The sequence below is a fragment of the Kitasatospora sp. NPDC088779 genome (assembly GCF_040685395.1).
GTDB lineage: Bacteria > Actinomycetota > Actinomycetes > Streptomycetales > Streptomycetaceae > Kitasatospora.
Genome location: NZ_JBFBHW010000020.1, coordinates 14,806 through 36,413 on the forward strand (window position 1 = coordinate 14,806; position 21,608 = coordinate 36,413).

The 21,608-nt window shown below is 71.7% G+C and carries 26 protein-coding genes; 10 read left to right on the forward strand and 16 right to left on the reverse strand.

The genetic code is table 11. The annotated features are described in order from the left end of the window. Positions 1-293 precede the first annotated feature (293 nt). The 7 genes from AB0P03_RS20390 to AB0P03_RS20420 form a co-directional block, all read right to left on the reverse strand. On the reverse strand, positions 294-1,139 hold the full coding sequence (locus tag AB0P03_RS20390; protein ID WP_363630105.1) for a helix-turn-helix transcriptional regulator: 846 nt from the start codon (positions 1,137-1,139) through the stop codon (positions 294-296). 3 nt (positions 1,140-1,142) lie between these two features. Further along, the gene (locus tag AB0P03_RS20395; protein ID WP_363630107.1) at positions 1,143-1,661 is read right to left on the reverse strand and encodes a DUF6879 family protein; all 519 of its coding nucleotides are present in this window, start codon (positions 1,659-1,661) and stop codon (positions 1,143-1,145) included. Next, entirely contained in the window at positions 1,639-1,866 is a 228-nt protein-coding gene (locus AB0P03_RS20400; protein WP_363630109.1) for a hypothetical protein, read from the reverse strand. The genes AB0P03_RS20395 and AB0P03_RS20400 overlap by 23 nt, the downstream gene beginning before the upstream one ends. Before the next feature lie 147 nt (positions 1,867-2,013). After that, a complete protein-coding gene (locus tag AB0P03_RS20405) occupies positions 2,014-2,868 on the reverse strand; it encodes a helix-turn-helix transcriptional regulator (protein WP_363630111.1) in 855 nt (284 codons plus the stop codon). A gap of 216 nt (positions 2,869-3,084) precedes the next feature. Further along, a complete protein-coding gene (locus AB0P03_RS20410; RefSeq protein ID WP_363630113.1) occupies positions 3,085-3,660 on the reverse strand; it encodes a DUF1707 domain-containing protein in 576 nt (191 codons plus the stop codon). 94 nt (positions 3,661-3,754) lie between these two features. After that, positions 3,755-3,961: a DUF397 domain-containing protein gene (locus AB0P03_RS20415; protein WP_363585391.1), complete on the reverse strand. Its 207-nt coding sequence runs from the start codon at positions 3,959-3,961 to the stop codon at positions 3,755-3,757. Positions 3,962-3,971: 10 nt separating this feature from the next. Next, positions 3,972-4,856 (reverse strand): helix-turn-helix transcriptional regulator, encoded by an 885-nt coding sequence (locus AB0P03_RS20420; protein WP_363585390.1) that lies wholly within the window; start codon positions 4,854-4,856, stop codon positions 3,972-3,974. Positions 4,857-5,064: 208 nt separating this feature from the next. Between AB0P03_RS20420 and AB0P03_RS20425 the strand changes: the two genes are divergently transcribed. The 5 genes from AB0P03_RS20425 to AB0P03_RS20445 all read left to right on the forward strand — a co-directional run bounded on the left by AB0P03_RS20425 (position 5,065) and on the right by AB0P03_RS20445 (position 6,958). After that, the gene (locus AB0P03_RS20425; RefSeq protein WP_363585389.1) at positions 5,065-5,436 is read left to right on the forward strand and encodes an ATP-binding protein; all 372 of its coding nucleotides are present in this window, start codon (positions 5,065-5,067) and stop codon (positions 5,434-5,436) included. After that, positions 5,436-5,699: a hypothetical protein gene (locus AB0P03_RS20430; protein ID WP_363585388.1), complete on the forward strand. Its 264-nt coding sequence runs from the start codon at positions 5,436-5,438 to the stop codon at positions 5,697-5,699. Before AB0P03_RS20425 ends, AB0P03_RS20430 begins: the two co-directional genes overlap by 1 nt. Before the next feature lie 105 nt (positions 5,700-5,804). Then, complete coding sequence (locus tag AB0P03_RS20435; protein WP_363585387.1) at positions 5,805-6,170, forward strand: hypothetical protein; 366 nt, start codon at positions 5,805-5,807, stop codon at positions 6,168-6,170. A 78-nt stretch (positions 6,171-6,248) separates the two neighbouring features. Then, the gene (locus tag AB0P03_RS20440; protein WP_363585386.1) at positions 6,249-6,449 is read left to right on the forward strand and encodes a hypothetical protein; all 201 of its coding nucleotides are present in this window, start codon (positions 6,249-6,251) and stop codon (positions 6,447-6,449) included. Positions 6,450-6,553: 104 nt separating this feature from the next. Then, on the forward strand, positions 6,554-6,958 hold the full coding sequence (locus AB0P03_RS20445) for a DUF3052 domain-containing protein (protein ID WP_363630115.1): 405 nt from the start codon (positions 6,554-6,556) through the stop codon (positions 6,956-6,958). Between the two features lie 55 nt (positions 6,959-7,013). Here the strand turns inward: AB0P03_RS20445 and AB0P03_RS20450 are convergent, their stop codons facing one another. Continuing rightward, a complete protein-coding gene (locus AB0P03_RS20450) occupies positions 7,014-7,736 on the reverse strand; it encodes a DsbA family oxidoreductase (protein ID WP_363619175.1) in 723 nt (240 codons plus the stop codon). A gap of 323 nt (positions 7,737-8,059) precedes the next feature. Continuing rightward, positions 8,060-8,788 carry a chitinase gene (locus AB0P03_RS20455; protein ID WP_363585383.1) on the reverse strand — a complete coding sequence of 243 codons (729 nt, stop codon included), beginning with the start codon at positions 8,786-8,788 and terminating at the stop codon, positions 8,060-8,062. A 306-nt stretch (positions 8,789-9,094) separates the two neighbouring features. On the opposite strand from AB0P03_RS20455, the gene AB0P03_RS20460 reads away from it, so the two are divergent. Beyond that, positions 9,095-11,038, forward strand: coding sequence for a hypothetical protein (locus AB0P03_RS20460; RefSeq protein WP_363630117.1), 1,944 nt, complete (start codon positions 9,095-9,097; stop codon positions 11,036-11,038). Between the two features lie 35 nt (positions 11,039-11,073). On the opposite strand, the gene AB0P03_RS20465 is transcribed toward AB0P03_RS20460, so the two are convergent. The 3 genes from AB0P03_RS20465 to AB0P03_RS20475 all read right to left on the reverse strand — a co-directional run bounded on the left by AB0P03_RS20465 (position 11,074) and on the right by AB0P03_RS20475 (position 13,622). Then, on the reverse strand, positions 11,074-11,331 hold the full coding sequence (locus AB0P03_RS20465; protein WP_363630119.1) for a DUF6011 domain-containing protein: 258 nt from the start codon (positions 11,329-11,331) through the stop codon (positions 11,074-11,076). Positions 11,332-11,538: 207 nt separating this feature from the next. Beyond that, complete coding sequence (locus AB0P03_RS20470; protein WP_363630121.1) at positions 11,539-11,994, reverse strand: hypothetical protein; 456 nt, start codon at positions 11,992-11,994, stop codon at positions 11,539-11,541. A gap of 74 nt (positions 11,995-12,068) precedes the next feature. Beyond that, the gene (locus tag AB0P03_RS20475) at positions 12,069-13,622 is read right to left on the reverse strand and encodes an MFS transporter (RefSeq protein ID WP_363585409.1); all 1,554 of its coding nucleotides are present in this window, start codon (positions 13,620-13,622) and stop codon (positions 12,069-12,071) included. Between the two features lie 262 nt (positions 13,623-13,884). Between AB0P03_RS20475 and AB0P03_RS20480 the strand changes: the two genes are divergently transcribed. Beyond that, positions 13,885-14,880 carry an AsnC family transcriptional regulator gene (locus AB0P03_RS20480; RefSeq protein ID WP_363585379.1) on the forward strand — a complete coding sequence of 332 codons (996 nt, stop codon included), beginning with the start codon at positions 13,885-13,887 and terminating at the stop codon, positions 14,878-14,880. An 84-nt stretch (positions 14,881-14,964) separates the two neighbouring features. Next, positions 14,965-15,732, forward strand: coding sequence for a TetR/AcrR family transcriptional regulator (locus AB0P03_RS20485; RefSeq protein ID WP_363585378.1), 768 nt, complete (start codon positions 14,965-14,967; stop codon positions 15,730-15,732). Here AB0P03_RS20485 and AB0P03_RS20490 read toward each other — a convergent pair. Further along, positions 15,719-16,060 carry a helix-turn-helix domain-containing protein gene (locus tag AB0P03_RS20490; protein WP_363630185.1) on the reverse strand — a complete coding sequence of 114 codons (342 nt, stop codon included), beginning with the start codon at positions 16,058-16,060 and terminating at the stop codon, positions 15,719-15,721. The genes AB0P03_RS20485 and AB0P03_RS20490 overlap by 14 nt on opposite strands. A gap of 205 nt (positions 16,061-16,265) precedes the next feature. Between AB0P03_RS20490 and AB0P03_RS20495 the strand changes: the two genes are divergently transcribed. After that, positions 16,266-17,114 (forward strand): SDR family oxidoreductase, encoded by an 849-nt coding sequence (locus AB0P03_RS20495; protein WP_363630123.1) that lies wholly within the window; start codon positions 16,266-16,268, stop codon positions 17,112-17,114. A 176-nt stretch (positions 17,115-17,290) separates the two neighbouring features. Further along, the gene (rarD, locus tag AB0P03_RS20500; RefSeq protein WP_363585376.1) at positions 17,291-18,259 is read left to right on the forward strand and encodes an EamA family transporter RarD; all 969 of its coding nucleotides are present in this window, start codon (positions 17,291-17,293) and stop codon (positions 18,257-18,259) included. A gap of 36 nt (positions 18,260-18,295) precedes the next feature. On the opposite strand, the gene AB0P03_RS20505 is transcribed toward rarD, so the two are convergent. From AB0P03_RS20505 to AB0P03_RS20515, 3 genes are all read right to left on the reverse strand, one after another. Then, on the reverse strand, positions 18,296-19,066 hold the full coding sequence (locus AB0P03_RS20505) for an ABC transporter permease (protein ID WP_363630187.1): 771 nt from the start codon (positions 19,064-19,066) through the stop codon (positions 18,296-18,298). A 151-nt stretch (positions 19,067-19,217) separates the two neighbouring features. Further along, entirely contained in the window at positions 19,218-20,159 is a 942-nt protein-coding gene (locus AB0P03_RS20510) for an ABC transporter ATP-binding protein (protein ID WP_363630125.1), read from the reverse strand. 147 nt (positions 20,160-20,306) lie between these two features. Next, the gene (locus tag AB0P03_RS20515) at positions 20,307-21,596 is read right to left on the reverse strand and encodes a DUF2092 domain-containing protein (RefSeq protein ID WP_363585373.1); all 1,290 of its coding nucleotides are present in this window, start codon (positions 21,594-21,596) and stop codon (positions 20,307-20,309) included. Positions 21,597-21,608 lie beyond the last annotated feature (12 nt).

Sequence of the window (21,608 nt, forward strand, 5' to 3'; positions counted from 1 at the left end):
CGGAGGCGGCTTCGGGCGCGAGGTGTCCTTGGACGGCTTGTCCTTGCCCGGGTCCTGCTGGCCCGCGTGCTTGCCGGCCGTTCCGCTCATTGGCCCTCCCTGTTGGTCGGTGAGGTGTGGAGGTCGTCGCGTGGCTACAGGTCCGGCGGCCTCGGCGACGGGGGTGAGGCGGGCTTCTTCGGCTTCGGGGGATCGGTGACCTGCAACGGCCCTCTCCTGTCAGCTCGTTGTGTCCTCGACGGTAGGGAGGGGGCCTGCGCCCGGTCGATGAACTTGCTAGACCTTGCCCGGATTCACCCGAGCGCGTTGATGGCCTGGGTGATGAGCGAACGCGCCTCGGCGCCGTAGACCGCGATGCTCGCCAGCTCGGAGAAGGTCTGGCCGTACTCGGCGATCTCCGCTGGTTGGGTGATGGTGAGGTGGGCGGAGACAAGCTCGACGTTCACCTGCGCATCGTCGTACATGGTGAAGGACTCAACCGGCCATCCCGCGCCCCTGGTTGTCCCGAGGGGAATCACTCCGAGGCTGACCGAGGGAAGGGAGCCGATACCGATCAGACGGCCAAGCTGGCCCAGGAGGACGTCCGGCGTGCCGATGACCGTTCGCAGCACCCACTCCTCGACCAGGACGGCGAAGCGGTGGTCTCCGGTGTGCAGCACGTTCTGCCGCTCCATCCGTACAGCGACGGCTTCATCGACGTCGTCGGGCGTGTTGCGCAGCGACACGATCGTGTGGAGCACCGCACGCGTGTAGGCGGCGGTTTGGAGCAGGCCAGGGACGACCCACGACTGATACATGCGGAAGCGGCGTGTCCGCTCGAACAGCGGGCGCACGGATTCCTGCGCCCGCTTGAGTCCGGCTCGTTCGAGGCGGCGCCACTCGACGTACATGCCTTCGATGTTCCGAGCAGTCGCGATGAGGTCCGCAGCCTGATCAGGGACGCCACAGATGGCCGTCCAGACGCGTATGTCAGCCTCCGACGGCATCACCCGGCCGCTCTGGATCTTGGAGCACTTCGATTCATGCCACCCAGCGGCCTCGGCCACCGCCCGCGCGCTGAGTCCGGAGTCTCGCCGGATATCGCGCAGGCGCTGGCCGAGAGCCTGTTTGGCTTGCTGGACGCTGGATGACGCGGACACGGTCTAGTGCAGCCGGAAGTCCTCGTGCGGCACTGCCCGCTCCCAGACGGCCTCGAACGCGGAGTGGCAGAGCTTCAGGGTCTGAGGGTCGGTGCTGATCTCGTCGTCGACGAAGTCGCCCTCCCCGCTGAAGTGGTGGACGACGAGATACTGCCCGTCGATCAGCCAGAAGTCATTTCCCGGGAGAGCCAGATCGGTCGCCTGCCGCCGGGGAAGCCACCTGACCTGCTCGCCGGAAACGACGTTCCGGAACGTGATCTCATACTCGAACCTGATGTACTCGCTCACCGGTTCCGACACCACACGGGCGCGTCGGACCTCGACGCCTCGGGCGGTGGTTTCGTGGATCAGCTGCAACCACGGGTTCCACCACGACGAGCGGTCGGCCGGGTCATCCCGGTGCCCGTTGAGCCAGCGCACCAACAGGGGGTCGTCGCGCATGTAGCCGTCGCGCATCTCAAGGTGAAGCGCCGACTGGGTGCAGGTCTGCAGCAGGTCCTCAAGCGTGGGGGCCGCCGTCACCGTTCACCTCCGGGAAGAACTGCATCATTCGCTTGGGGAATTCGATCACGGTCTCGTGCCCGGGGACATCCATCTGCGCGAGCCGGTCCGGGTCGAGGACCTTCCAGCCCTGGAGGATGTAGTTGCCCGTCGCATCGTCGAAGTAGACGGTCGGGGACTTGCCGTCGGGGCTCTCGGGGTCTTGTCCGAGCTTGTGCAGCGCCATCGTGGGCCTCCTCGTGGTTGGAGTCGATCGCTGTGAGAGAGCTTGCCGCACAACTCGGGACCCGCACCACGAACTTGCTTGAACTTGCCCGGCGAGAGCCAGCAGGTTCATGCAGCGGAAGTCGCTGACGTTGTTTTTGATGACCTATCAGATCCAGCTTTCGGCAGCCGAGGTGAGCAGCCGCCGGGCGTCCGTGTCGTAGAGCGCGCTCGGGGCCAGCAGGTCGAAGACCTTGCGGTACTGGGCGATCTCCTCGGGCAGGCCCAGCCGGAGTTCGCCGCTGACGACCTCGACGGAGGCCAGTTGGTCGTCGAAGATCCAGAATCCGTGCACGGGTGAGGCCGGCAGGCGTGTGCGGAACGGCACGATGCCCAGGCGCAGGGCCGGGAGGGTCGTCGCGGAGACCAGGCGGTCGATCTGGGCGCGCATCACCTCGGCGGAGGCGGTCCCGTAGAGCAGGGCGGCCTCGGTGAGGAGGATGTGCCAGTGGCGGCCGCCGGGCGAGTGCGAGTACAGGATCTGTTGACGGGCGAGGCGGGCGGCCACGGTGGCGTCCGTGTCCGGCGGGCTGTCGTTGAGCTGGGCGTGCTCGCGGAACCGTGCGGCCGCGTAGTCGGCGGTCTGGAGAAGACCCGGTACCCAGCAGGGTTCGAATGCGCGGATGGCCTGTGCCGCGGCCTCCATGTCGGCCCAGGACTTCTGGACTGCGGCGTGGCCGTGCCGCAGCTCGCGCCGCCATTGGGCGTACCGGTCGTCCAGCTCGTGCAGTTGGACGACGAGTTCCGCAGCCGCCTCGGGGACGTCGCAGGCGTCGACCCAGGCTCGGACGTCGGCGACCGTAGGGGATTGCCGCCCCTGCTGGAGCTTGGACACCTTGCTCGTGGGCCAGCCGAGCCGGCTCGCGAGGGTGCGTCCGTCGAGCCCGGCCGCCGTGCGGATCGTGCGAAGGCGGCGGCCGAGTTCCAAGCGGGCTTCGTGGACACCCTGTCGTGCGGTGCTCAACGCGGGCTACCGATGAGTCGCAGCTTCACGATTGCTCCTCCTAGCCGAAATTTCTCAAAATTTCTCACCGGCGTGGTCGTGTCGGAAGGCTGGAATCGGCCAACGATGCGTCATGGCGGGCTCTTTGAGGGCGGGAGGCCGGCCGGGCAACGGGAGGTGCCCGCTCGTTGGGATCGACGAGCGGGCGAGGGTGTGCAGATGGGGAGTGGGCCTGCCTCAGGTGGCGAAGAGGCGGCGGCGGGGAGGGCGCGCGACGACCGAGGCGTGTTTGAGGGTGCCGGTGATCTCGATCCGGAGCCGGGGGCTGGTGGCGTCGCCGCCGCCGTTGGAGCGCTGCTTGACCTTGGAGAAGACGAGGGTGAGATCGTCGGTGTCGAGGGTGACGAGGCCCGGCGGGCTGATGATGAGCAGCTTGCCGTGCCGCAGGGCCGCGTCGATCAGAAGGGTGTCGGCCGTGATGACCGCTTCGGTGAAGTCGAGGACGACCGTGCAATGTTTCGGCCGCAACTCGATGTGCCGGGGGACCACCCAGCGCCCGGCCCGGGTGTACTTGCCGCCGCGCTGGTCGATGACCAGCACGTCCTTCGGCGTGGGCACGGCCGACGCGAAGCTCGGCAGGTCGGTGGTCAGCTCAGCCAGCTCGGCGAGCGTCCGGGCCGAGAGCGCGGATTCCAGCCGGGCTTCGAGCTCCTCGGGGGTGAGCCGGCCGTCTGCGGCGGCGACCTGCAGCGTTTCTACGGTGCGGTCCCGGTCCTGATGGGATGCCCGTAGCGCGGGCAGGTCTCTCGACATGGGTCCACGCTAACCCAGTGCGGGCGGCCCGGAACAGGGAGCTGAGCGGAGGCGGTCAGCACCGAGTGTGCTGACCGCCGGGCGTGCGTGGAGTTCAGGCTCGGACGAGATGGTCGAACTCGCCGGCCTTGGCGCCGAGGAGGAAGGCGCGGAGTTTGGGGACGGTGGTGGTGACGATGACGTCGGGGTCGTCGGACTCGCGGAAGTGACGGAGGCTGTCGACCCCAGTCGCTAGTTCAAGACATGTGCTGCCGCCGTCTGCGTCGCTGAAGGATGACTTCTGCCAGGCAAGGTCGGACATCGGGCGCCTTTCACGTTTGAAGCTGGTAGATGAGGTGCTGAAGGAGTCCCCACGAGTCACGAGAGGAATCACGCCTGGGCTTCGACGCATCCACGGCCGGTAATGAGAGATCGCAGGCCTCGCGAAACTTCTGGTGGTAGGCCACTACATCTGATGGATCCCCAAGGTGAATAGCGCGCTTGGGCCCATCCAGGATGATGGTCGACAGCGCGGTGCACCCGGGGTCGCAGATCAGGAAGGCGCCTGTGTAGGGGACCTTCTTGGGGGCGTCGAATGGAATGATCTCGATCGTGACATTGGGTAGCTCCGCCATATCGACGAGGTGAAGAAGCTGCTCGTGCATGACCGACTTGCCGGCGAACCGCATCTGAAGAGCTGCTTCGTGGATGACGAATCGAAACTGACGCCTACTGTCGGTCAGGACGCGCTGCCGCTGTAGACGGAACTGGACGGCGGTCGCCGTGTCCCAACGGCCATCTTGGTAAGCATCCTTGTAGATAGCTTCGATATAGCCCGGGACCTGCAAGCTGCCGGGGATATGGAGCGTATCGAACACTGAGAAGGTCTGTGCCCTGTCCTCCGCCTCGGCCAGATCCAGCGCGAGTGTCGGAACTTTGCCCTCGAACTCGCTCCACCAGCCCTTGCCGCTGCTCCGCCCCATCTCGGTAAGACCCGCGCGGTATACCGGGTCCGTGCAGCCATAGGCGTCGAGCCAGACTTCGAGGCGTTCGGGGTTGAGAGTGATCCGACCAGCCTCGGTGTGGCTCACTGCCGGAACCTTCATACCGACCAGTGCCCCGGCGTCGGCAGACGACAGCCCGGCGGCTGTCCGCAGGTGCTGCAGCTCCTCGCCGAATCGGCGCTGCCGTTGGCTGATTGGTCCCTTGTATCCCACGATCGTCCTTCCCTGTCGGCGCAGTCTCGCGCACAACCCCTCCGGGATGCCACCAACGAGTGATGGCTGGTACGAGTCTCCTGGATCTGCTTGCAACCTTGCCAGACAGACCCCTACTCTCAGTGTTGCACTGATCACATGACGGAGCGTCAGTCCGGTTCATGGCGACGTTTCCGCCGATTCCCCTCCTCTCCTCCTGGGGTCTCCCATGCGTGCTTCCAACCCTCCCGACTGGACCGCCGCCCGCACCGAGCTGTGCGACCTCCTCACCACCGCCGGCTGGCCGCCCCCCACCATCTCCGACGCCGAACTCGCCCTCCACGAACTCTTCTTCAACGCGTGGAAGCACGCCGGGAGCCTCGCGCCCCTCGTCGTGCTGTCCCTCCTCAACCGCAGGCTCCGGGTCTCGGTCTGCGACGACAGCCAGACCCTCCCGCCCGAGCCGTGCGTCCCCGCCGACCCCCTCGCCCTCTCCGGCCGGGGCCTCCACCTCGTCCGTTCCCTCACCCACCGCTTCGGCACTGACCTGCGTAAGCAGGGCAAATCCGTCTGGTTCGAACTGCAGTTGGACGCCGCCTGATGCCTCTTCCCCGCCGCTACCCGATGCTGCCGACCGACCCCCGGATCCGGTACTACACCGACGACCACATCCGCACGCTCCTCGCCGAAGTCGACGAGCGCGGCCGCAGGTTCGGCCTCATCTTCCCCTCCGCGACCACCGACCGCACCATCGACGGCCGCATCCTCGTCCGCTTCAACACGGCCCCCGCCTCCACCCTCCTCAACCTCCTCTCCCTCCTCCTCGCCGCCGACCGAGACCGCGACGACCCGTGCGCTTTCTGATCGCGGCCGCCTTCGCCGTCCTCCTCGCCCTGGCGATCGCCACCGTCGTCCTGGGCGTCATCACCGCACTCAACGTTGCAAAGCCCGACGAGGAGGACCCCTGACATGTCCGACCCCGCCCCGGAGCCCGACTTCGGCCCCAACCCCCTGGCCAACGCCCTCGCCGCGACCCACTACGCCGTCGCCGCCGCCTTCAACACCCTCGCCCCCGGCGCCGCCCAGCCCGTCCCCGACGACTTCGACTGGCGCGAACTCGAAGCCTTCATCTTCCACTTGGGCTTCGCCGCCGACGACTCCGACGCCGCTCTCAACCTCTACCGCCTGCTCACCGCCGTCCAGCGCATCGCCTACCGCGAGGCCGCCGGTCGCAACGCCGCCGGGCACCCCGCCCGCCTCAACCCCCACCTCAACCCCAGCCCGAGCCCTCGCTCGTCCTCGACCGCGTTCACCCGTGGGAGTGGTGCCGGGTGAATGCCACCGACCGCGCCCCGCGCGGCCCCTAGCGTGGGCAGCGCCAAGCGCCAGCCACCCCAGGGGAGGGGACCCGACGTGTCCGACGTCGCCGAATACCTGCTGCTCTACGTCGAGGGCGACGCGGTCGTGGCGCACGACGCCGACCTGCGCCCGCACACGTTCCCCCTCCCGCCCGGCGAGCTGGGCGCCACCATTGCCCGGGCCGACGCGGCCGGCGGTGCGCAACTCCTGTTGACCGTCAGCTCGTCCGTGGTCATCTCCTGCCGCAAGATCTGACGGATCGTCAATCTCCGGGCGTGTTCCGCGCCGACCGCCGTCCGTGTCTGGTTGGCTACCCGGATGCGAGGCGACAGGCGCCTCCAAGTCAAAGGAACACCGGCATGACGACAGAGCGCACCAACCCGGCGGCCCGGCTCGGGTTCGAGGCCGGGCAGGTCGTCCAGGAGATCGGCTACGACGAGGACGTCGACCAGGATCTCCGCGAGGGCATCGAGGTGCTGATCGGCCAGGACCTCGTCGACGAGGACTACGACGACGTGGCCGACACCGTCCTGCTCTGGTTCCGCGAGGACGACGGCGACCTCACCGACGCCCTGGTCGACGCCATCGGCCTCCTCGAAGAGGGCGGCATGATCTGGCTGCTCACCCCGAAGCCGGGCCGGGACGGCTACATCGAGCCCAGCGACGTCAACGAGGCCGCCCAGACCGCCGGCCTCGCCTCGACCAAGGCCATCAGCGCCGCCGCGGACTGGACCGGCATCCGCCTCATCGCCCCCAAGCGCTGACGCCCCCGGAGCAGGAAGCCGGCCCCGCCGACTTCCTGCTCCACGGCCCCGCGCCTCACCGCTGCGGCAGCTCGCATCCGTCCGGCCCGCAGACCTCGCCGCTGCCCTCACCTCCGGCGCCGCCGACCAGCAGGGGCACCGCCACCCGGCTCTCCCAGGCCTGCTCCAGTGCTGCCGTGAACGTCTCGGCGGGCTGGGCGCCCGAGACCCCGAGCCGCCGGTCGAACACGAAGAACGGGACCCCGGTGGCGCCCATCGCGCCCGCCGTCGCCTCGTCCTCGCGCACCGCCTCCGCGTAGGCGTCCGGATCGGCCAGCACCGCCGCCGCGGCCTCGCCGTCCAGCCCCGCCTCGACGGCCAGTTCCACCAGTCGTCCTTCCGCGAACGCGGATCGCGCGTCGGCGAAGTTGGCCCGGTACAGCGCGTCCAGCAGCTGCCCCTGCCGCCCGTGGTCCTTGGCGAAGTGCAGCAGGCGGTGCATGTCGAAGGAGTTCGCCGCGTCGCGCCCCTCGCGGAGGTACGCCAGCCCCTCCCCGTGCGCGTTGTCCGCGATCCGCGCCTCCGCCGCTTCGGCCTGGTCCAGGCTGAGCCCGTACTTGGCGGCGATCAGCGGGACGACCGGCCGCGCCTCGGCCGGCGAGTGGGGGTCGAGTTCGAAGGAGCGGTGGACGACCTCCACGTCCCCGCGGTGGGGGAACCGCTCCAGGGCCTGCTCGAACCGGGCCTTGCCGATGTAGCACCACGGGCAGTTGATGTCGGTCCAGATCTCCACGCGCACGGCGTCGCTCCCGTCTCCAGCCGTGCGGGGCCTTCCCGCACCCGGCTCCGTGGTCAACGCCGACGACCACCTGAATATTTCTCGTGATGAAATATTCAGGTGCCCGACGGGACCGGCCTCACCGCAGCCGCGCCGTCGCGAGGTGGATCCTGAACCCGTACGGGAGGTGCCCGTCCGCCGAGCCCGACGCCGCCCGGGCCTCCGTGAGGAACGCCTCGTGCAGGACGGCGCAGGCTCCTCGTCGAGCGCTGGGATGCGCCGGTCTGCGGGGGGCCGTGAGCAGGAAGTCGGCCCGGTCGACTTCCCACGCACGGGGTCGCCGGTCAGCAGGAGATGTTGCCGCCGCCGACGTCGGTGCCGAGGACGCCGACGAACTTCTTGTAGAGGTTGATGCGGTCGTTGCGCTCGTCCGGGTTCTTGCCGTTGCACTCCAGGTCGCCGTTGATGCTGCGGATGGTCTCGCCGAAGCCCTTGCCGTTGACGATGGCGTCGTGCGCGGTCATCGTCCCGGCGCCCTTCTGGGTGTTCCAGAACCAGAGGCCGGTCTTCCAGGAGACGGCCGGGTCCTTCTCGGCCAGGTAGGGGTTGTTCAGCAGGTCGATGTGCAGGGCGTCGCCCGCGGCCTTGTAGTTGAAGTTCCAGCTGATCTGGAGCGGGCCGCGCCCGTAGTAGGCGCTCTTGCCGGCGGGACAGCCGTAGGGCTGCGAGGCGTCGCAGTAGTGGCTGTAGTTGGCGGTGTTCTGCTCGACGACGTACTTCAGGCCGCCGGTCTCGTGGCTGACGTTGGCGAGGAACGCCGCGGCCTCGCGCTTGCGGGTGGCGTCGTTGCCGGTGGTGGTGAACCCGGGGTAGGCGCTGAGGGCGTCGGTCAGGCCGCGGTAGGTGTAGAAGGAGTTCCGGCTCGGGAACATCTGGTTGAACTGGGCCTCGCTGACCACGAACGAGGCGGCGGCCGCTGGTGTGGCGTGCCCGGTGAGGGCGGTGGTGCCCAGGGCGACGGTGCTCAGGACGGCGGCCGAGGCGGCCATGGACAGGGTGCGGGAGAGCTTCATCGTCACTTCTCGCTTGTCGTCGGGGTGGGGGTGCTCCGGTGGGTGCTCCAGTGAGTGCTCCGGTGGGTGCACCGGGGGGTGCTTCGGGAGCGAAGCGTCGGGAACATCGTGGTGCGCCGATTCCGGGAAAAGGCGCCGACCAGCACCCAAACCACTCGTTCGGGGTGTATCCGACCTAGAGGTGAGCGCGATTCAGGCCAATTCCAGCTCGTCCGACACACCGGCAGATTGATCATCCGGTCATCAGATACGCGGGATAGCCTCGTCCGCGCACAAGGCAGACACCGCGAGCGGGGGGACGACCACATGGGGCACGCCGACGACGAGGGCGACGAGCGGCTGGCGGCGGAGGGCGAGGTGGCGGTGGCCCGGCTGGCCATCGACTCCGGAGACCTCCCGCACGCCGCCGACCACCTGGCCGACGCGATCCTCGCCGACCCCCAGCTGCCCGAACTGTACGAGGCGCTGGCCGAGTTGTGCGCCGCCGCCGGAGGACCGGCCGCCGCCCGCGACCTGTTCCCGCTGGACGGCCAGGTCTACCTGGGCACCGTCGCCTGCCGGGCCCACGTCGAGGCCGCCGCCGGGGACTGGGACACCGCCGTCGGCCTGCTCGCCTCCGCGATCCAGTACGAGCCCGCGAGACCCTGGGCGCACACCGCCTGGCTCGCCCGCGAGGACCTGCCCGCCCTCGTCGACCCGGACGCCGTCGCCCAGGCGGTGGCCCGGGCCGCCGGCGGACTGCCCGACCCGCTGCCCGCCGAACTCGCCGAAGCCGTCCAGCCGTTCGAGGACTTCGTCCAGTCCGTGGTGGCCCGCCACGGCGACCACGCCTTGCTGCTCGCGATGGCCTCCGGCCTCACCCGCCGCCTCGGCGCCACCGACCGCGCCGTCGAACTCGCCGAACTGGCCCACCTGCTGGCCCCCGGCTACCTGCCGTCCGTGATGCTCGGCAACGCCCTGCGCGCGCACGGCCGGCCGGAACGGGCGCTCGCCGTCTGGGAGGCCGAACTGGCCCGGGTCGAACCGGAGCGGGACAACTCCAGCAGCTACCTCGCCGTCGACGTCGCCGAGTTGTACGGCGCCCTCGGCCGCCCCGCCGACGGCCTGCCCTGGCTGGACCGCGTGCTCGCCACCGAACCCGACCACCCCAAGGCGGCCCCCGCCCGGTACGGCCTGCGGCACGCCGCCGACGGCGACCCCGCCCACCTGCTCGCCCTGGCCGACCACCACCGCGCCCACCCGGACCACGAGTACGCCCAGGACCTGCTGGAACGGCTCAGCCACCGGGAACCCTGGCTCGGCATGGTCTCCGGCGCCACCGAGGCGACCGTCAACGTGCTGCACCAGCTGCTCGCCGCCCCCGGCACCACCCGCGACAGCGAGATCGAGTGCAGCGCCTCCGCCGTGGAACCGCCCAGCTCCCTGCTGGCCGTCCGCCTCGCCCTGCCGCGCGCCACCGTCGACTACCGGTCCGTCGCCGAGCCCGACCCCCGGCTCCCGCTGGCCGAACCGGCCACCCGGATCTGGGCCTGGGACGGGACCGACCCGCGCCCGGCCGTCGCCCCGCCCGCACCGGACAGCGCCGAACTCGTCCGGGCCACCGCCGAGATCGTCTGGGCGACGGTCCCCGCCGCCTACGACCACGCCGTCCGGCTGGCCGGGCTGCCGCTCGACGACCTGCTCGGCGCGCTCGTCCACCCGCCGATGCCCCGGGAGGACGACCTCGGCCGGGCCCTGCTCGCCCACCAGCCCGAACTGTGGGTGCGGGCCGTCCAGGTCTTCGCCTGCCTCGGCATCGCCCACCACCGCACCGACCAGCCGTGGGAGGACTCCGACCGCCGCCGCGTGCTGGTCGACCTGCTGCTCGGGCCCGAGGACTGGGTGGTCGAGGCGGCCGGCTTCGCCCTCGTCGCGATCGGCTGGACGCACCCCGAGACCCGCGCCGACATCGCCGACCGGCTCCGGCAGCGGCTGCACTACAGCGCCCGGGCCCGCCGCACCCGCGTGGTGACCGTCCTGCGCTCGCTCGCCGCGCTGGCGCTCACCGCGCCCTGGCTGCCCCGGGCCGACCTCGACCTGGCCCGGCGGCTGATCGAGCGGGCCGAGGCCCAGGAGGCCAGGGAAGCCCGGGAAGCCGGGGAAGCCGGGGAAGTCGGGGAAGTCGGGGAAGCCCAGCAGGCCGAGGTGGTGCCCCGGGAGCAACCGGAACCCCGCCCCGGCCTCCTGCGCCGCCTCTTCCGGCGCGCCTGACGGGCGCTACAGCAGAGGTCGGCGGGCTACGCCCGTCACCCGATGCCCGGCAGCGGATCCTGGTCGACGTCGAAGCGCGCGACCCGCTCCGCCGGATCGCGGCACTCCGGGCCGAGCCGCAGGATCCGCGACTCCGGGTCGTGCAGCGGGCGATGGCAGCGGCGGCAGGTGACGCGGGGCCGGATGGCCTCGGGAGTGTCGGTGCCCGGGATCGGGTCCGGGCCGCCAGCGGTCGAGCCGCCGCCACTCGGGCCGTTGCTGGTCGGGCCGTTGCTGGTCGGGACGCTGGTCATGGGGAGACGGTAGCCCGGCCTCGGGGAACACCGGTACAGCGGTTGGCGCCGAGCTTGATCATGGTCGGCTAGGGACCTCTCTTTCGGATCTTGTCGAATCAGCGCGGCATCGGGCGGCCGGGAAGACCGGAGTGAGCAGGCCTGAACGTCTGCGTAGAACGGGAGAGGAGCCGGCGTCGACTGGCTGATCGGCTTCTGGACACGGGGTCAGCCGTGGTACTCAAAGTCCTCGATGCAGAAGCAGGCCGCGCTGACCGAGGTGTCCCCTGCCCGCTCCGCCCGTGCCCACACCTGAGAGTCGCCCGGGCTGATGTCCCCGCCGCAACCCATGCGCAGGTCCAGGCCGCGGTCCTGGATGTAGCGGATGATGTCCGCCTCGACGGCGGAGGGCTTGCGGCCGATCAGTTCGATGCCGTAGAGGGACACTAGGGGGCCGCTGCGCCCGTGGACGCTCACCCGGGCCAGCACGGAACCCCTGCCCGCCTGCGACGCGTAGAAGTAGTGCGCGCTCGCCCCAGCCCGGGCGTAGTACTCCTTGCTCACGTGCCACTCCTCGGGAGTGCCCTGGTCCTCCCAAGGGCTGCCCACCGGGAAGGGGTGGTGGCCCCAGCTCTCGGCCGGCACCTCGCCGTCCAGGGCGGCCGACACCTGCTGCGGACTCATCCCGAAGCGCAGCGGACCGACTCCCTCCAGCGGGGTGCAGTACCACCGCTGTCGGTCCCCCTGCTTCCTGTTCCTCAGGCTGGCTGCGCCGCAACCGGGACCGCGGCCTGCTCCGCTTCCGGCACTGGCCGTCCCGGACCCGCCGCCCTCGGTGCCGCGCTCGACGGGCTCTTCAGCAGCAGGGCGCAGGCCAGCGCGGCCAGCAGGGCGAGGCCGGCGGAGACCAGCAGGCACAGCCGCATGCCGTCCAGGAAGGAGTTGCTCAGCGCGGTCAGGGCCTGTCCCGTGGCGGGGCCGAGGTCGAGTCCGGCGACGGCGCCCAGGCCGTGTTCGCGGGCGGAGTCCAGGACACGCGCGCCGGTCTGGGCCGGGACGCCGGCGTTCGCGAGCTGTGCGGGCAGGGCGTTCAGGGCACGGGTGGTGAGCAGCGCCCCGAGGACGGCGGGGCCGAGCGCGGCGCCGACCTGGCGGATCGCGTTGTTGCCGGCCGCGGCCATCCCGGCCAGGTGGAAGGGAACGGCGGAGACTGCGGAGGCGGTCATCGGGGTGAGCACCGCGCCCATGCCGAGTCCGAGCAGCACCAGTCGCCAGGTCAGCGCCGCGTAGGAGGTGTGGGCGTCGACGCCGGTCATGGCGAACATCGCGGCGGCGACCAGCGCCAGCCCGGAGGTGATCAGCACCCTCGGCGGGATCCGGTGCATCAGCCGTCCGACAGGGAGGCCGGCCACCAGCGAGGTGCCGGACACCAGCACCATCCGCAGTGCCGCCTGCATGGTGCTCAGGTGCTGGACCAGGCCGAAGTACAGGCTGAGCACGAAGAAGAAGCCGATCAGGCCGAGGAAGCTGACCACGGCCACCAGTGCGGTGGCGGTGAACGCGGGGCTGCGGAACAGCGCCAGGTCCAGCATCGGGCTGGTACTGCGGAGTTCCACCAGGACGAAGGCTCCGGCGGCGACCGCGCCGAGCGTCAGCGCGGTGATCACAGCGGGTTCGTCGAAGCCGTCCGCGCCGCCCTCGATGACGCCGTAGACCAGTGCGGTGACGGCGGTGGCGGCGGTGATCTGGCCGGGCCAGTCGAGCCGGCGGCCGTGCGGGGCGCGCGAGTCGGGCAGCCGGAACGCGGCGACGGCCAGCAGGGCCACGGAGAGCGGTATCGGCAGCAGGAAGATCCAGCGCCAGGTGGTGTGCTCCAGCAGGGCGCCGCCGATCAGCGGGCCGACGGCGAGCGGGGCCGTCAGGCTCATCGCCCAGAAGCCGATGAACTTGCCCCGCTCACGGTGGTCGGGCACGGCATGGCTGATCAGTGTGAGTGTGGTGGGCAGCAGAGCGGCGGCGCCGATGCCGGAGACCGCCTGCCCGACCCACAGTGCCTGCACCGAGCTGGACAGCAGCGAGATCGCGGCGCCCAGCGCACAGAAGACCATGCCGGTCTGGAAGACCTTCTTGCGGCCGTGGACATCGCCCCAGACGCCGGTGGTCAGGATCAGCGCGGCCATCGGCAGCACGAACGCGTCCGACACCCAGGACAGTTCGGAGGTCGACGTGCCCAGCGCGCGCTGGATCGCCGGCAGGCTCACCGACACGGTGGTGACGGGCAGGTAGGCGACGAAGACACCCAGGCAGGCCATGACGAGCGTGGCGGCCCGTCCGGCCCTGAGGTCCGGCGTCGTTGTGGAGTTCACGGGGTCGTTCCTTCGGCTGCTGCGGGGGAGGCCCCGCATTCTCGGAGCGCCGCCGGGAGCGTGCGCCCGCTCCCGGGGGCGACGGCCGATGGCAGCCGCCCGTGGAGCCGCCGATCAGCTTCTCCCCGAAGCACCCGAAACCCGCAGTCGATCCCAAGAAGCCTCCCGGAACCTCCGCCTGAGCGCCTGGCGATGGGACCATTCCTCCATGGCTGATGATCTGGACCGCAAAATCATCCACGGTTTGCAGTGCGCGCCCCGGGTCTCGTTCCGGCGGCTCGGGGAGGTCATCGGCGTGTCCGAACAGACTGTGGCGCGCCGCTACGCCGCCCTGCGGCGGGACGGCCTGCTGCGCGTTGTCGGACTGGGCAACCTGAACGCCGACGGCCAGGCGGAGTGGATCGCCCGGCTGCGCTGCCGACCTGATGCGGTGGCACCGCTGGCCCAGTCACTGGCCCGCCGGTCCGAGGTGGCGTACGTCGGCATCGCCTCCGGCGGCTCGGAGATCATCTGCATCATCCGGTCCCCCGCCGGAACCGACCATGACGACCTGCTGCTGCGCCAGCTGCCGCGAGCGGGCGCGGTCCTGGACGTGAACGTCGACCTGGTCGTGCGTATCTACGGCGGTCCCGGAACCGCGCCCTGGACCGACCCCGACGCCTCGCTCACCCCCGAACAGGTGCGGCGGCTGACCTCCGGCCACCCCACCCCGGCAGTGGCCTCGTCGACGCCCCTGGGTGAACAGGACCTGCCGCTGCTGCGCGCGCTCGCCGAGGACGGCCGGGCCACCCATACCCACCTGGCCAAGGTCACCGGCTGGTCCAAGCCCCGGGTCGCCCGTCGCCTGGAGGCACTGGAGGCAGCAGGCTCGCTCACGTACGACGTCGACACCCTGGCCGAGCGCCTCGGCTACCGGCTCAACGCCACCCTGTGGCTGCAGGTCGACCTACCGCGGCTGCACCAGGTCGGCGAGGAGGTCGGCGGCCACCACGAGTGCGCGTTCGTCGCCGCGATCAGCGGACGCCACAACCTGATGGCCGTGGTCGCCTGCCGGGACACCCCCGACTTCTACCGTTACCTCACCGGCCGCCTGGCCCACGTCGAGGGCATCCGCGGCTACGAGATCAGCGTCCGGGTGAACCGGCTCAAGCAGTCCGCCTCGCTCATCCACCACGGGCGGCTGATCCACCCGGCGCTCGTATGACGCCGGCACCGGGCTGCCGAACCGCCGAGCGACCGCCCCCGTCGCTCCGTCGAGCTGTCGGCGGGGCCGTGAAAAGATCCCCCCATGGCCACGGACCGCAGCAGCGCAGGAGATCCGGCGCGCACCCTCGCCCTGCTCTGGGGGCTGACCGCCGAGGAGAAGCCCGGCCGGCGCGGCCCGCGGCAGGCCCGGTCGACCGGCGAGATCGCCGCCGTGGCCATCGCCCTGGCCGACGCCGAGGGCGTGGACGCCGTCACCATGCGCCGGGTGGCGCAGGAGCTGGGGCTGTCCCCGATGGCGCTGTACACCTACGTCCCCGGCAAGGCCGAACTGCTCGACCTGATGCTGGACACCGTCTACGCGACGACGCCGCGCAGCACCCCCGCCGACGACGGCTGGCGGGCCAGGGTGACCGCCGTCGCCGACGACAACCGGGCGCTGCACCGAGCCCACCCGTGGGTCTCGGCGGTCTCCACCAGCCGCCCGCCGCTCGGCCCGGGCCTGATGGCCAAGTACGAGTACGAGCTGCGCGCCTTCGAGGGCACCGGCCTGCCCGACGTCGAACTGGACGCGGCGCTCACCCACCTGCTGGGCTTCGTCCAGACCTGCGCCCGGATGGCCGCCGACGAGCGCGCCGCCCGGCAGGACAGCGCGATGACCGACGCGCAGTGGTGGGCCGCCAACGCCGAGCTGCTCGCCAAGGTCTTCGACGCCGAGCGCTACCCGGTCGCGGCCCGGGTGGGCGCCGCCGCCGGCGAGGCCCACGGCGGCGCGTACGACCCGGACCACGCGTACGCCTTCGGCCTGGCCCGCGTGCTGGACGGGCTGGCGGCCCTGATCAGCGAACGCTAGGCCGGGCGTCGTACTCCGCGCGGGCGGCCTCGACGGCGGGGACCCGCTGCTCGGACCAGTGCGCGAGGGCGGCGACCAGTTCGGCGGCCTCCCGGCCGAGCGGGGTGAGGCTGTAGTCGACCCGGGGCGGGATCACCGGGTAGGCCTCGCGGTGCACGAAGCCGTCGCGTTCCAGCGTCTGCAGGGTCTGCGCGAGCATCTTCTCGCTGACGCCGGAGACCCGTCGGCGCAGTTCGCTGAAGCGGTAGCCGCGCTCGCGCAGCGCGCCGAGCACGAGGACGCCCCAGCGGCTGGTGACGTGCTCCAGCACGCCCCGGGACGGGCACATGCGGTCGAACACGTCCGCCGGCGGCAGCTCGCGCACCGGGACGGCCGGGCGGCCTTCCTCCAGGGTCTTCATGACTGTCCTGCCATTACCTTCATGTCAGTACCGTACTTTGAAGTGCGTACTTTCGAAAGGTTAGTGCAGTCCCTAGGGTGAGTTTCGAGGCAGGAACCCCGTCGAGGCAGAAACCCACCCAAGGAGCATCCCCATGTACGTCGTCACCGGTGCCACCGGCCAGCTCGGCCGTCTCGTCGTCGAGGGCCTGCTGGCCGCGGTCCCCGCGAGCGAGGTGGCGGTCGCCGTCCGCTCCGCCGGGAAGGCGGCCGACCTGGCCGCGCGCGGGGTGGCCGTCCGCGTGGTCGACTACGACGACCCGGCGTCCCTGGCCGGCGCCTTCGCGGCCGGTGACCGGGTGCTGCTGATCTCGGGCAGCGAGGTCGGCCGCCGGATCCCGCAGCACCGCGCGGTGGTCGACGCGGCCCGTGCGGCCGGCGTCGCGCTGTTCGCCTACACGAGCGCGCCGGGCGCGGCGACCTTCCGGCTGGCCGACGAGCACAAGGCGACGGAGGAGCTGATCCGCGCATCCGGCCTGCCGTCCGTCCTGCTGCGCAACGGCTGGTACACCGAGAACTACCTGGGCGACGCGGCCGGCACGGTGGCGCGCGGCGTGGTGCTCGGCAGCGCCGGGGACGGCCGGGTGGCCACCGCCCCGCGCAAGGACTACGCGGACGCGGCGGTCGCCGTGCTCCTCGGCGAGGGCCACGAGGGCCGGGTGTACGAGCTGAGCGGCGACGCCGCGTGGAGCCTGGCGGAGCTGGCGGCAGAGCTGGCGCTGGTCTCCGGGCAGCCGGTCGCGCACCAGGACGTGGCGCCGGCGGAGCACCTCGCGGCGTTGGTCGGCGCGGGCCTGCCGGAGGGCTTCGCCGAGGTGCTGGTGGACGTGGACGCGGGCATCGCCCGTGGCGAGCTGGCCGGCACCCCGGGCGACCTGGCCCGGCTGATCGGCCGCCCGACCGTCCCGCTGGCCGAGTCGGTGCGCGCCGCGCTCCGGGCCTGAGACGCTCCAGGCCTGAGGCGCTCCGGGCCTCAGGTCCTCCCGCACTCCGGACCCGCCGTGGGCCCGCGTTTCCCGAGGTCAGCGATGTCATGACCAAAATGCGGAAACGGAGATGACAGCCTGCCCCTCCGCCCGCTACCGTCACCTCGACACACGCGCGCGGAGGGCAGGCGGCCATGCCAGAGACAACCCAGCAGGACAGCGGCCGAGGCCTCTGGTACGGCGTCGCGGCCTACGGCATCTGGGGCCTCTTCCCCCTGTTCTGGCCACTGCTGGAGCCCGGCGCCGCCGACGACATCCTGGCCAACCGGATGGTCTGGTCCCTGGTCGCCGTGGTGCTGCTGCTGATCGCCCAGCGGCACTGGAGCTGGATACGCCCGCTGCTGCGCCAGCCCCGCCGGCTCGCCATGCTGGCCGGCGCGGCCACGGTGATCTCGATCAACTGGGGCGTCTACATCTGGGGCGTCAACGCCGGGCACGTCGTCGAGACCAGCCTCGGCTACTTCATCAACCCCCTGGTCACCATCGGCTTCGGCGTCCTGGTGCTCAAGGAGCGGCTGCGGACGGCGCAGTGGGCGGCGGTCGGTGTCGGCGCGGCCGCCGTCGCGGTGCTCAGCGTCGCGTACGGGCGGCTGCCGTGGATCGCGCTCACCCTGGCGCTCTCCTTCGCCACGTACGGGCTGCTGAAGAAGAAGGTCGGGCTGAGCGGCCTGGAGAGCCTGGCGGCGGAGAGCGCCTTCATGTTCCCGTTCGCGCTCGGCTACCTGGTCTACCTGGAGGTCAGCGGGCGCGGCACCTTCGGCCACACGGTGGCCGGCTCGTACGGCTGGGGGCACTCCGGGCTGCTGCTGCTCAGCGGCGTGATCACGGCGATCCCGCTGCTGTTCTTCGGCGCGGCGGCCGTGCGGGTGCCGCTGACCGTGCTCGGGCTGCTCCAGTACCTGGCGCCGGTGTTCCAGTTCCTGATCGGCGTGGCGGTGTTCCACGAGTCGATGCCGCCCGCCCGCTGGGCCGGCTTCGGCCTGGTCTGGCTGGCGCTCGCGGTGCTCACCTGGGACGCGCTGCGCCAGGTGCGGGCCGACCGCGCGGGGCGGGCCGCGGCCGTGCCGCAGCCCGCCCCCGCCGAGGCGGCGGTCAGGCGCTGATCCGCTCCCGCTGGTCCGCTCCCGCCGAGGCGGCGGTCAGACGCTGATGTCCCGGCTGGTGAAGCGGGACCAGGCCGCCGCGCCGAACACGGCGACGTAGGCGGCCTGGAGGCCGAGGTCCTTCCACACGCCGTCCCAGTACATCGGCTGGCGCAGCAGGTCCGCGAAGCTGAGCCAGTAATGGGTGAACAGGAACGGCCTGACGGCGTCCAACTGCGGGAAGGCGTCCAGGATCTGCACGGTGACCACCAGCCCGACGGTCGCCGCCATCGCCGCGATGCCGCTGCCGGTGAGCGTGGAGACGAACAGCCCGATCGCCACCAGCCCGGCCAGCGAGGCCGCCACCACCCCGGCCACGAGCACCGCCCGCAGCAGCGCGTCGCCGAAGCCGATGGTGTCGCCGGAGATCAGCGTCACCTCGCCGAGCGGGAACAGCGCGGCGCCGGTGGCCAGCGCCGCCGCCGCGACCGCCACGGTGGCGGCCAGGCAGAACACCAGCCCGGCGGTGAACTTGGCGGCCAGCAGCCGGGTGCGCCCGGCCGGCGCGACCAGCAGGTAGCGCAGCGTCCCGGTGGCCGCCTCGCCGGCGACCGAGTCCCCGGCGACCACGCCGACCGTCATCGGCAGGAACACCGGCAGCGCGACCGCGAGGGCGGTGAAGACCAGGAACAGGCCGTTCTGGGTGGTCTGCGCGATGAAGTTCACCCCGCCGCCGCCCTCGTGCGGGCTGCCCGTGTTGAGCTTGACGACCACGCCGATCAGGATCGGCAGCACCGCCAGGATCCCCAGCAGCACCTTGGTGCGCATCCGGCGGAAGGTCAGGTGCAGTTCGTTGCGGAACAGCGCCAGGAACCCGGCCGCCGTCTGCGGCCTCCGCCCGGTCCGGACCGGCACCGCCCCGGCCTGCGACACCCCGGCCTGCGACATCCCGGCCTGTGACACCCCGGCCTGCGACAGCTCAGCCTGCGACATCGAAGCCCTCCCCGGTCAGCGCCACGAAGGCGTCCTCCAACGTGCCCCGCTCCAGCCCGAACCCGTGCACCCGCACCCCGGCCTCGACCAGCGCCGCGCACAGCTTCGGCAGCGCCTCCTCGACCGGGGAGCCGAGCGCGCCGAGCTCGCCGTCCACCCGCCCGTCGCCGGGCAGCAGGGAGCCGACCCGGTGGGCCGCCAGCACCTCCACGGCGTGCGCCACGTCCGGCGTGCGGACCACCAGCCGGCCCTGCGCGCGGGCGGCCAGTTCGGCGACGGTGCCCTGCACCACCAGCCGGCCCCGGGACATCACCGCCGCGTGCGTGCAGACCTGCTCGATCTCGTCCAGCAGGTGCGAGGAGAGGAACACCGTGGTCCCCTCCGCGGCGACCTCCCGCACCAGCGCCCGGATCTCGCGCATGCCCTGCGGGTCCAGCCCGTTGGTGGGCTCGTCCAGCACCAGCAGCTCGCGCGGCTGGAGCAGCGCCGACGCCAGGCCGAGCCGCTGCTTCATGCCCAGCGAGTACGCGCGGGCCTTCTTGGCCGCCGCGGCGCTCAGCCCGACCCGTTCCAACGCCGTCTCGACGCGCAGGCGCCGGGTGCGCGGGTCGGCGGTCGGGTCGGCGGCGTCGAACCGGACCAGGTTGTCCCGCCCGGAGAGGAAGCCGTACAGCGCCGGGCCCTCGATCAGCGCGCCCACCCGGGGCAGCACGGAGGCGACGGACTGCGGCATCGGCTCGCCGAGGACGGTGGCGACGCCGGAGGTGGGGGCGATCAGGCCCATCAGCATCCGGATGGTGGTGGTCTTGCCGGAGCCGTTCGGGCCGAGGAAGCCGAAGACGGAGCCGCGCGGCACGCTCAGGTCCAGGCCGTCCACGGCGAGCTGGCCGCCCCGGAAGCGCTTGGTCAGACCGCGGGTCCTGATCACGTCGTCGGGCCGGGAGGAGCCGGGGGAACCGGGGGAGGAGGTGGAGGGGGAGGTGGAGGTGGAAGGCCCGGGGCCCGGGCGCTGCTCGGCGCCCGGACCCCCGGCCGACTCCGTAACGTCCCCCGTTACGGGAGCCTTCGTCATCCGTCAGTTCACCCCGGCGGCGTGCTGGAGCACCGGCAGGGTCACCGCGCCGGCGAACACCCGGCCGTCGTCGGTGACCAGGACGTTCACCACCTTGGTGCTGATCAGCGTGCCGCCGCCGACCGGCTTGCCGAGCGACTTCACCAGCGCCTGCGGGTTCAGGGCCGCGCCCCGGCCGCCGTGCTTGCCGCCCTTGCCGCCGTCCTGCGGCGCGTCGACGGCGCCGCCGGGCAGCTGCGCCGAGACCACGGTCGTCCAGCCCTCGCCGATCACGTTCACGCCGCCGTGGTCCCGGCCCGAGGCGTCCTGACCGGCCTGGCCCCCGGGCGCGGAACCCTTGGGCGCGAAGCCCTGCGGCACCTCACCCTTGGCGCCCTCGTCCGCCTTGTGCTCCGTCACCTTGGCGCCCTTGGGCACGGTGAAGTCGAAGGTCTTGGCGGCCGGCTTGGCGAAGGACACGTCGGTGAAGTGGACGTCCAGCACGGTGGAACCGTCGACGCCCTTGACCACCACCGAGAGCGGCACCCCGTTGTCGGCGGCGACCGCGATCCGGACCTCGGCGACGGTCGAACCGGACTGCGCGGGCTTGACGCTCAGCTGGTACGCCTTCTGCCCGGCCACGTTGGCGGTGCCGGCCACGGTGACCGACGTGGTGCCCGCGCTCGCGGTCAGGAACTGCCGGGCGGCCTCCTGCGGGGTCGTCGGCACCCCGGTCAGCGGTGCCCCGGCGTGCTTGCCGGCGGTGTCGGGGTGCTGGGCGGGCGCCTGGCCGGTCAGGCGCACGGCGGTGTTGGTCGAACTGTCCCAGGCCCAGGCCTGGTCGCCGTTGTGGACGACGGTGTAGCCGGCCATGTCCTCCAGCAGGTCGACCCGCTGGCGGTCCGGGCCGTCCACCGCGACCCGCAGCGTCTGGTCGCCGCCGAGCAGGCCGAGCAGCTTGGCCTGCGGGTCGGCCGAAGAGGAGCCCTGGCCGCCGCCGCGCCCGGCCGCCGCGCCGAGCCCGCCGGCCGCGACGCCCAGCAGCTGGCTGGGCAGGCCGAGGTCGGTGGAGACGGACACCGTGCCGGAGAGGCTCTGCGCGTCGGAGCCGAGCACCTTGGCCACCAGCTGCTCCGGCGTCAGCGAGGGAAGTTCGGGCGGGGCGTCGGCGGCCAGTGCGGGCACCAGGCCGATCCCGGCGGCGATCACCGCGGCCACCGTCAGCGGCACCCCGGCCCGCACCAGCATGCGCCGCCGGGAGCGGTACGGCACGCCGCCGTCCACGTTGTCCCCCGCCGCCGTGTCATTGGTCATGGCGTCCTCAAC

Coding starts and splice junctions, on each gene's coding strand:
- AB0P03_RS20515 (WP_363585373.1), bottom strand. CDS start 21,596: ATGACCAATGACACGGCGGCGGGGGACAACGTGGACGGCGGCGTGCCG.
- AB0P03_RS20425 (WP_363585389.1), top strand. CDS start 5,065: ATGCGTGCTTCCAACCCTCCCGACTGGACCGCCGCCCGCACCGAGCTG.
- AB0P03_RS20435 (WP_363585387.1), top strand. CDS start 5,805: ATGTCCGACCCCGCCCCGGAGCCCGACTTCGGCCCCAACCCCCTGGCC.
- AB0P03_RS20460 (WP_363630117.1), top strand. CDS start 9,095: ATGGGGCACGCCGACGACGAGGGCGACGAGCGGCTGGCGGCGGAGGGC.
- AB0P03_RS20400 (WP_363630109.1), bottom strand. CDS start 1,866: ATGGCGCTGCACAAGCTCGGACAAGACCCCGAGAGCCCCGACGGCAAG.
- AB0P03_RS20485 (WP_363585378.1), top strand. CDS start 14,965: ATGGCCACGGACCGCAGCAGCGCAGGAGATCCGGCGCGCACCCTCGCC.
- AB0P03_RS20505 (WP_363630187.1), bottom strand. CDS start 19,066: ATGCGCACCAAGGTGCTGCTGGGGATCCTGGCGGTGCTGCCGATCCTG.
- rarD (WP_363585376.1), top strand. CDS start 17,291: ATGCCAGAGACAACCCAGCAGGACAGCGGCCGAGGCCTCTGGTACGGC.
- AB0P03_RS20495 (WP_363630123.1), top strand. CDS start 16,266: ATGTACGTCGTCACCGGTGCCACCGGCCAGCTCGGCCGTCTCGTCGTC.
- AB0P03_RS20475 (WP_363585409.1), bottom strand. CDS start 13,622: ATGGCCTGCCTGGGTGTCTTCGTCGCCTACCTGCCCGTCACCACCGTG.
- AB0P03_RS20410 (WP_363630113.1), bottom strand. CDS start 3,660: ATGTCGAGAGACCTGCCCGCGCTACGGGCATCCCATCAGGACCGGGAC.
- AB0P03_RS20465 (WP_363630119.1), bottom strand. CDS start 11,331: ATGACCAGCGTCCCGACCAGCAACGGCCCGACCAGCAACGGCCCGAGT.
- AB0P03_RS20455 (WP_363585383.1), bottom strand. CDS start 8,788: ATGAAGCTCTCCCGCACCCTGTCCATGGCCGCCTCGGCCGCCGTCCTG.
- AB0P03_RS20480 (WP_363585379.1), top strand. CDS start 13,885: ATGGCTGATGATCTGGACCGCAAAATCATCCACGGTTTGCAGTGCGCG.
- AB0P03_RS20470 (WP_363630121.1), bottom strand. CDS start 11,994: ATGAGTCCGCAGCAGGTGTCGGCCGCCCTGGACGGCGAGGTGCCGGCC.
- AB0P03_RS20445 (WP_363630115.1), top strand. CDS start 6,554: ATGACGACAGAGCGCACCAACCCGGCGGCCCGGCTCGGGTTCGAGGCC.
- AB0P03_RS20430 (WP_363585388.1), top strand. CDS start 5,436: ATGCCTCTTCCCCGCCGCTACCCGATGCTGCCGACCGACCCCCGGATC.
- AB0P03_RS20415 (WP_363585391.1), bottom strand. CDS start 3,961: ATGTCCGACCTTGCCTGGCAGAAGTCATCCTTCAGCGACGCAGACGGC.
- AB0P03_RS20490 (WP_363630185.1), bottom strand. CDS start 16,060: ATGTGCCCGTCCCGGGGCGTGCTGGAGCACGTCACCAGCCGCTGGGGC.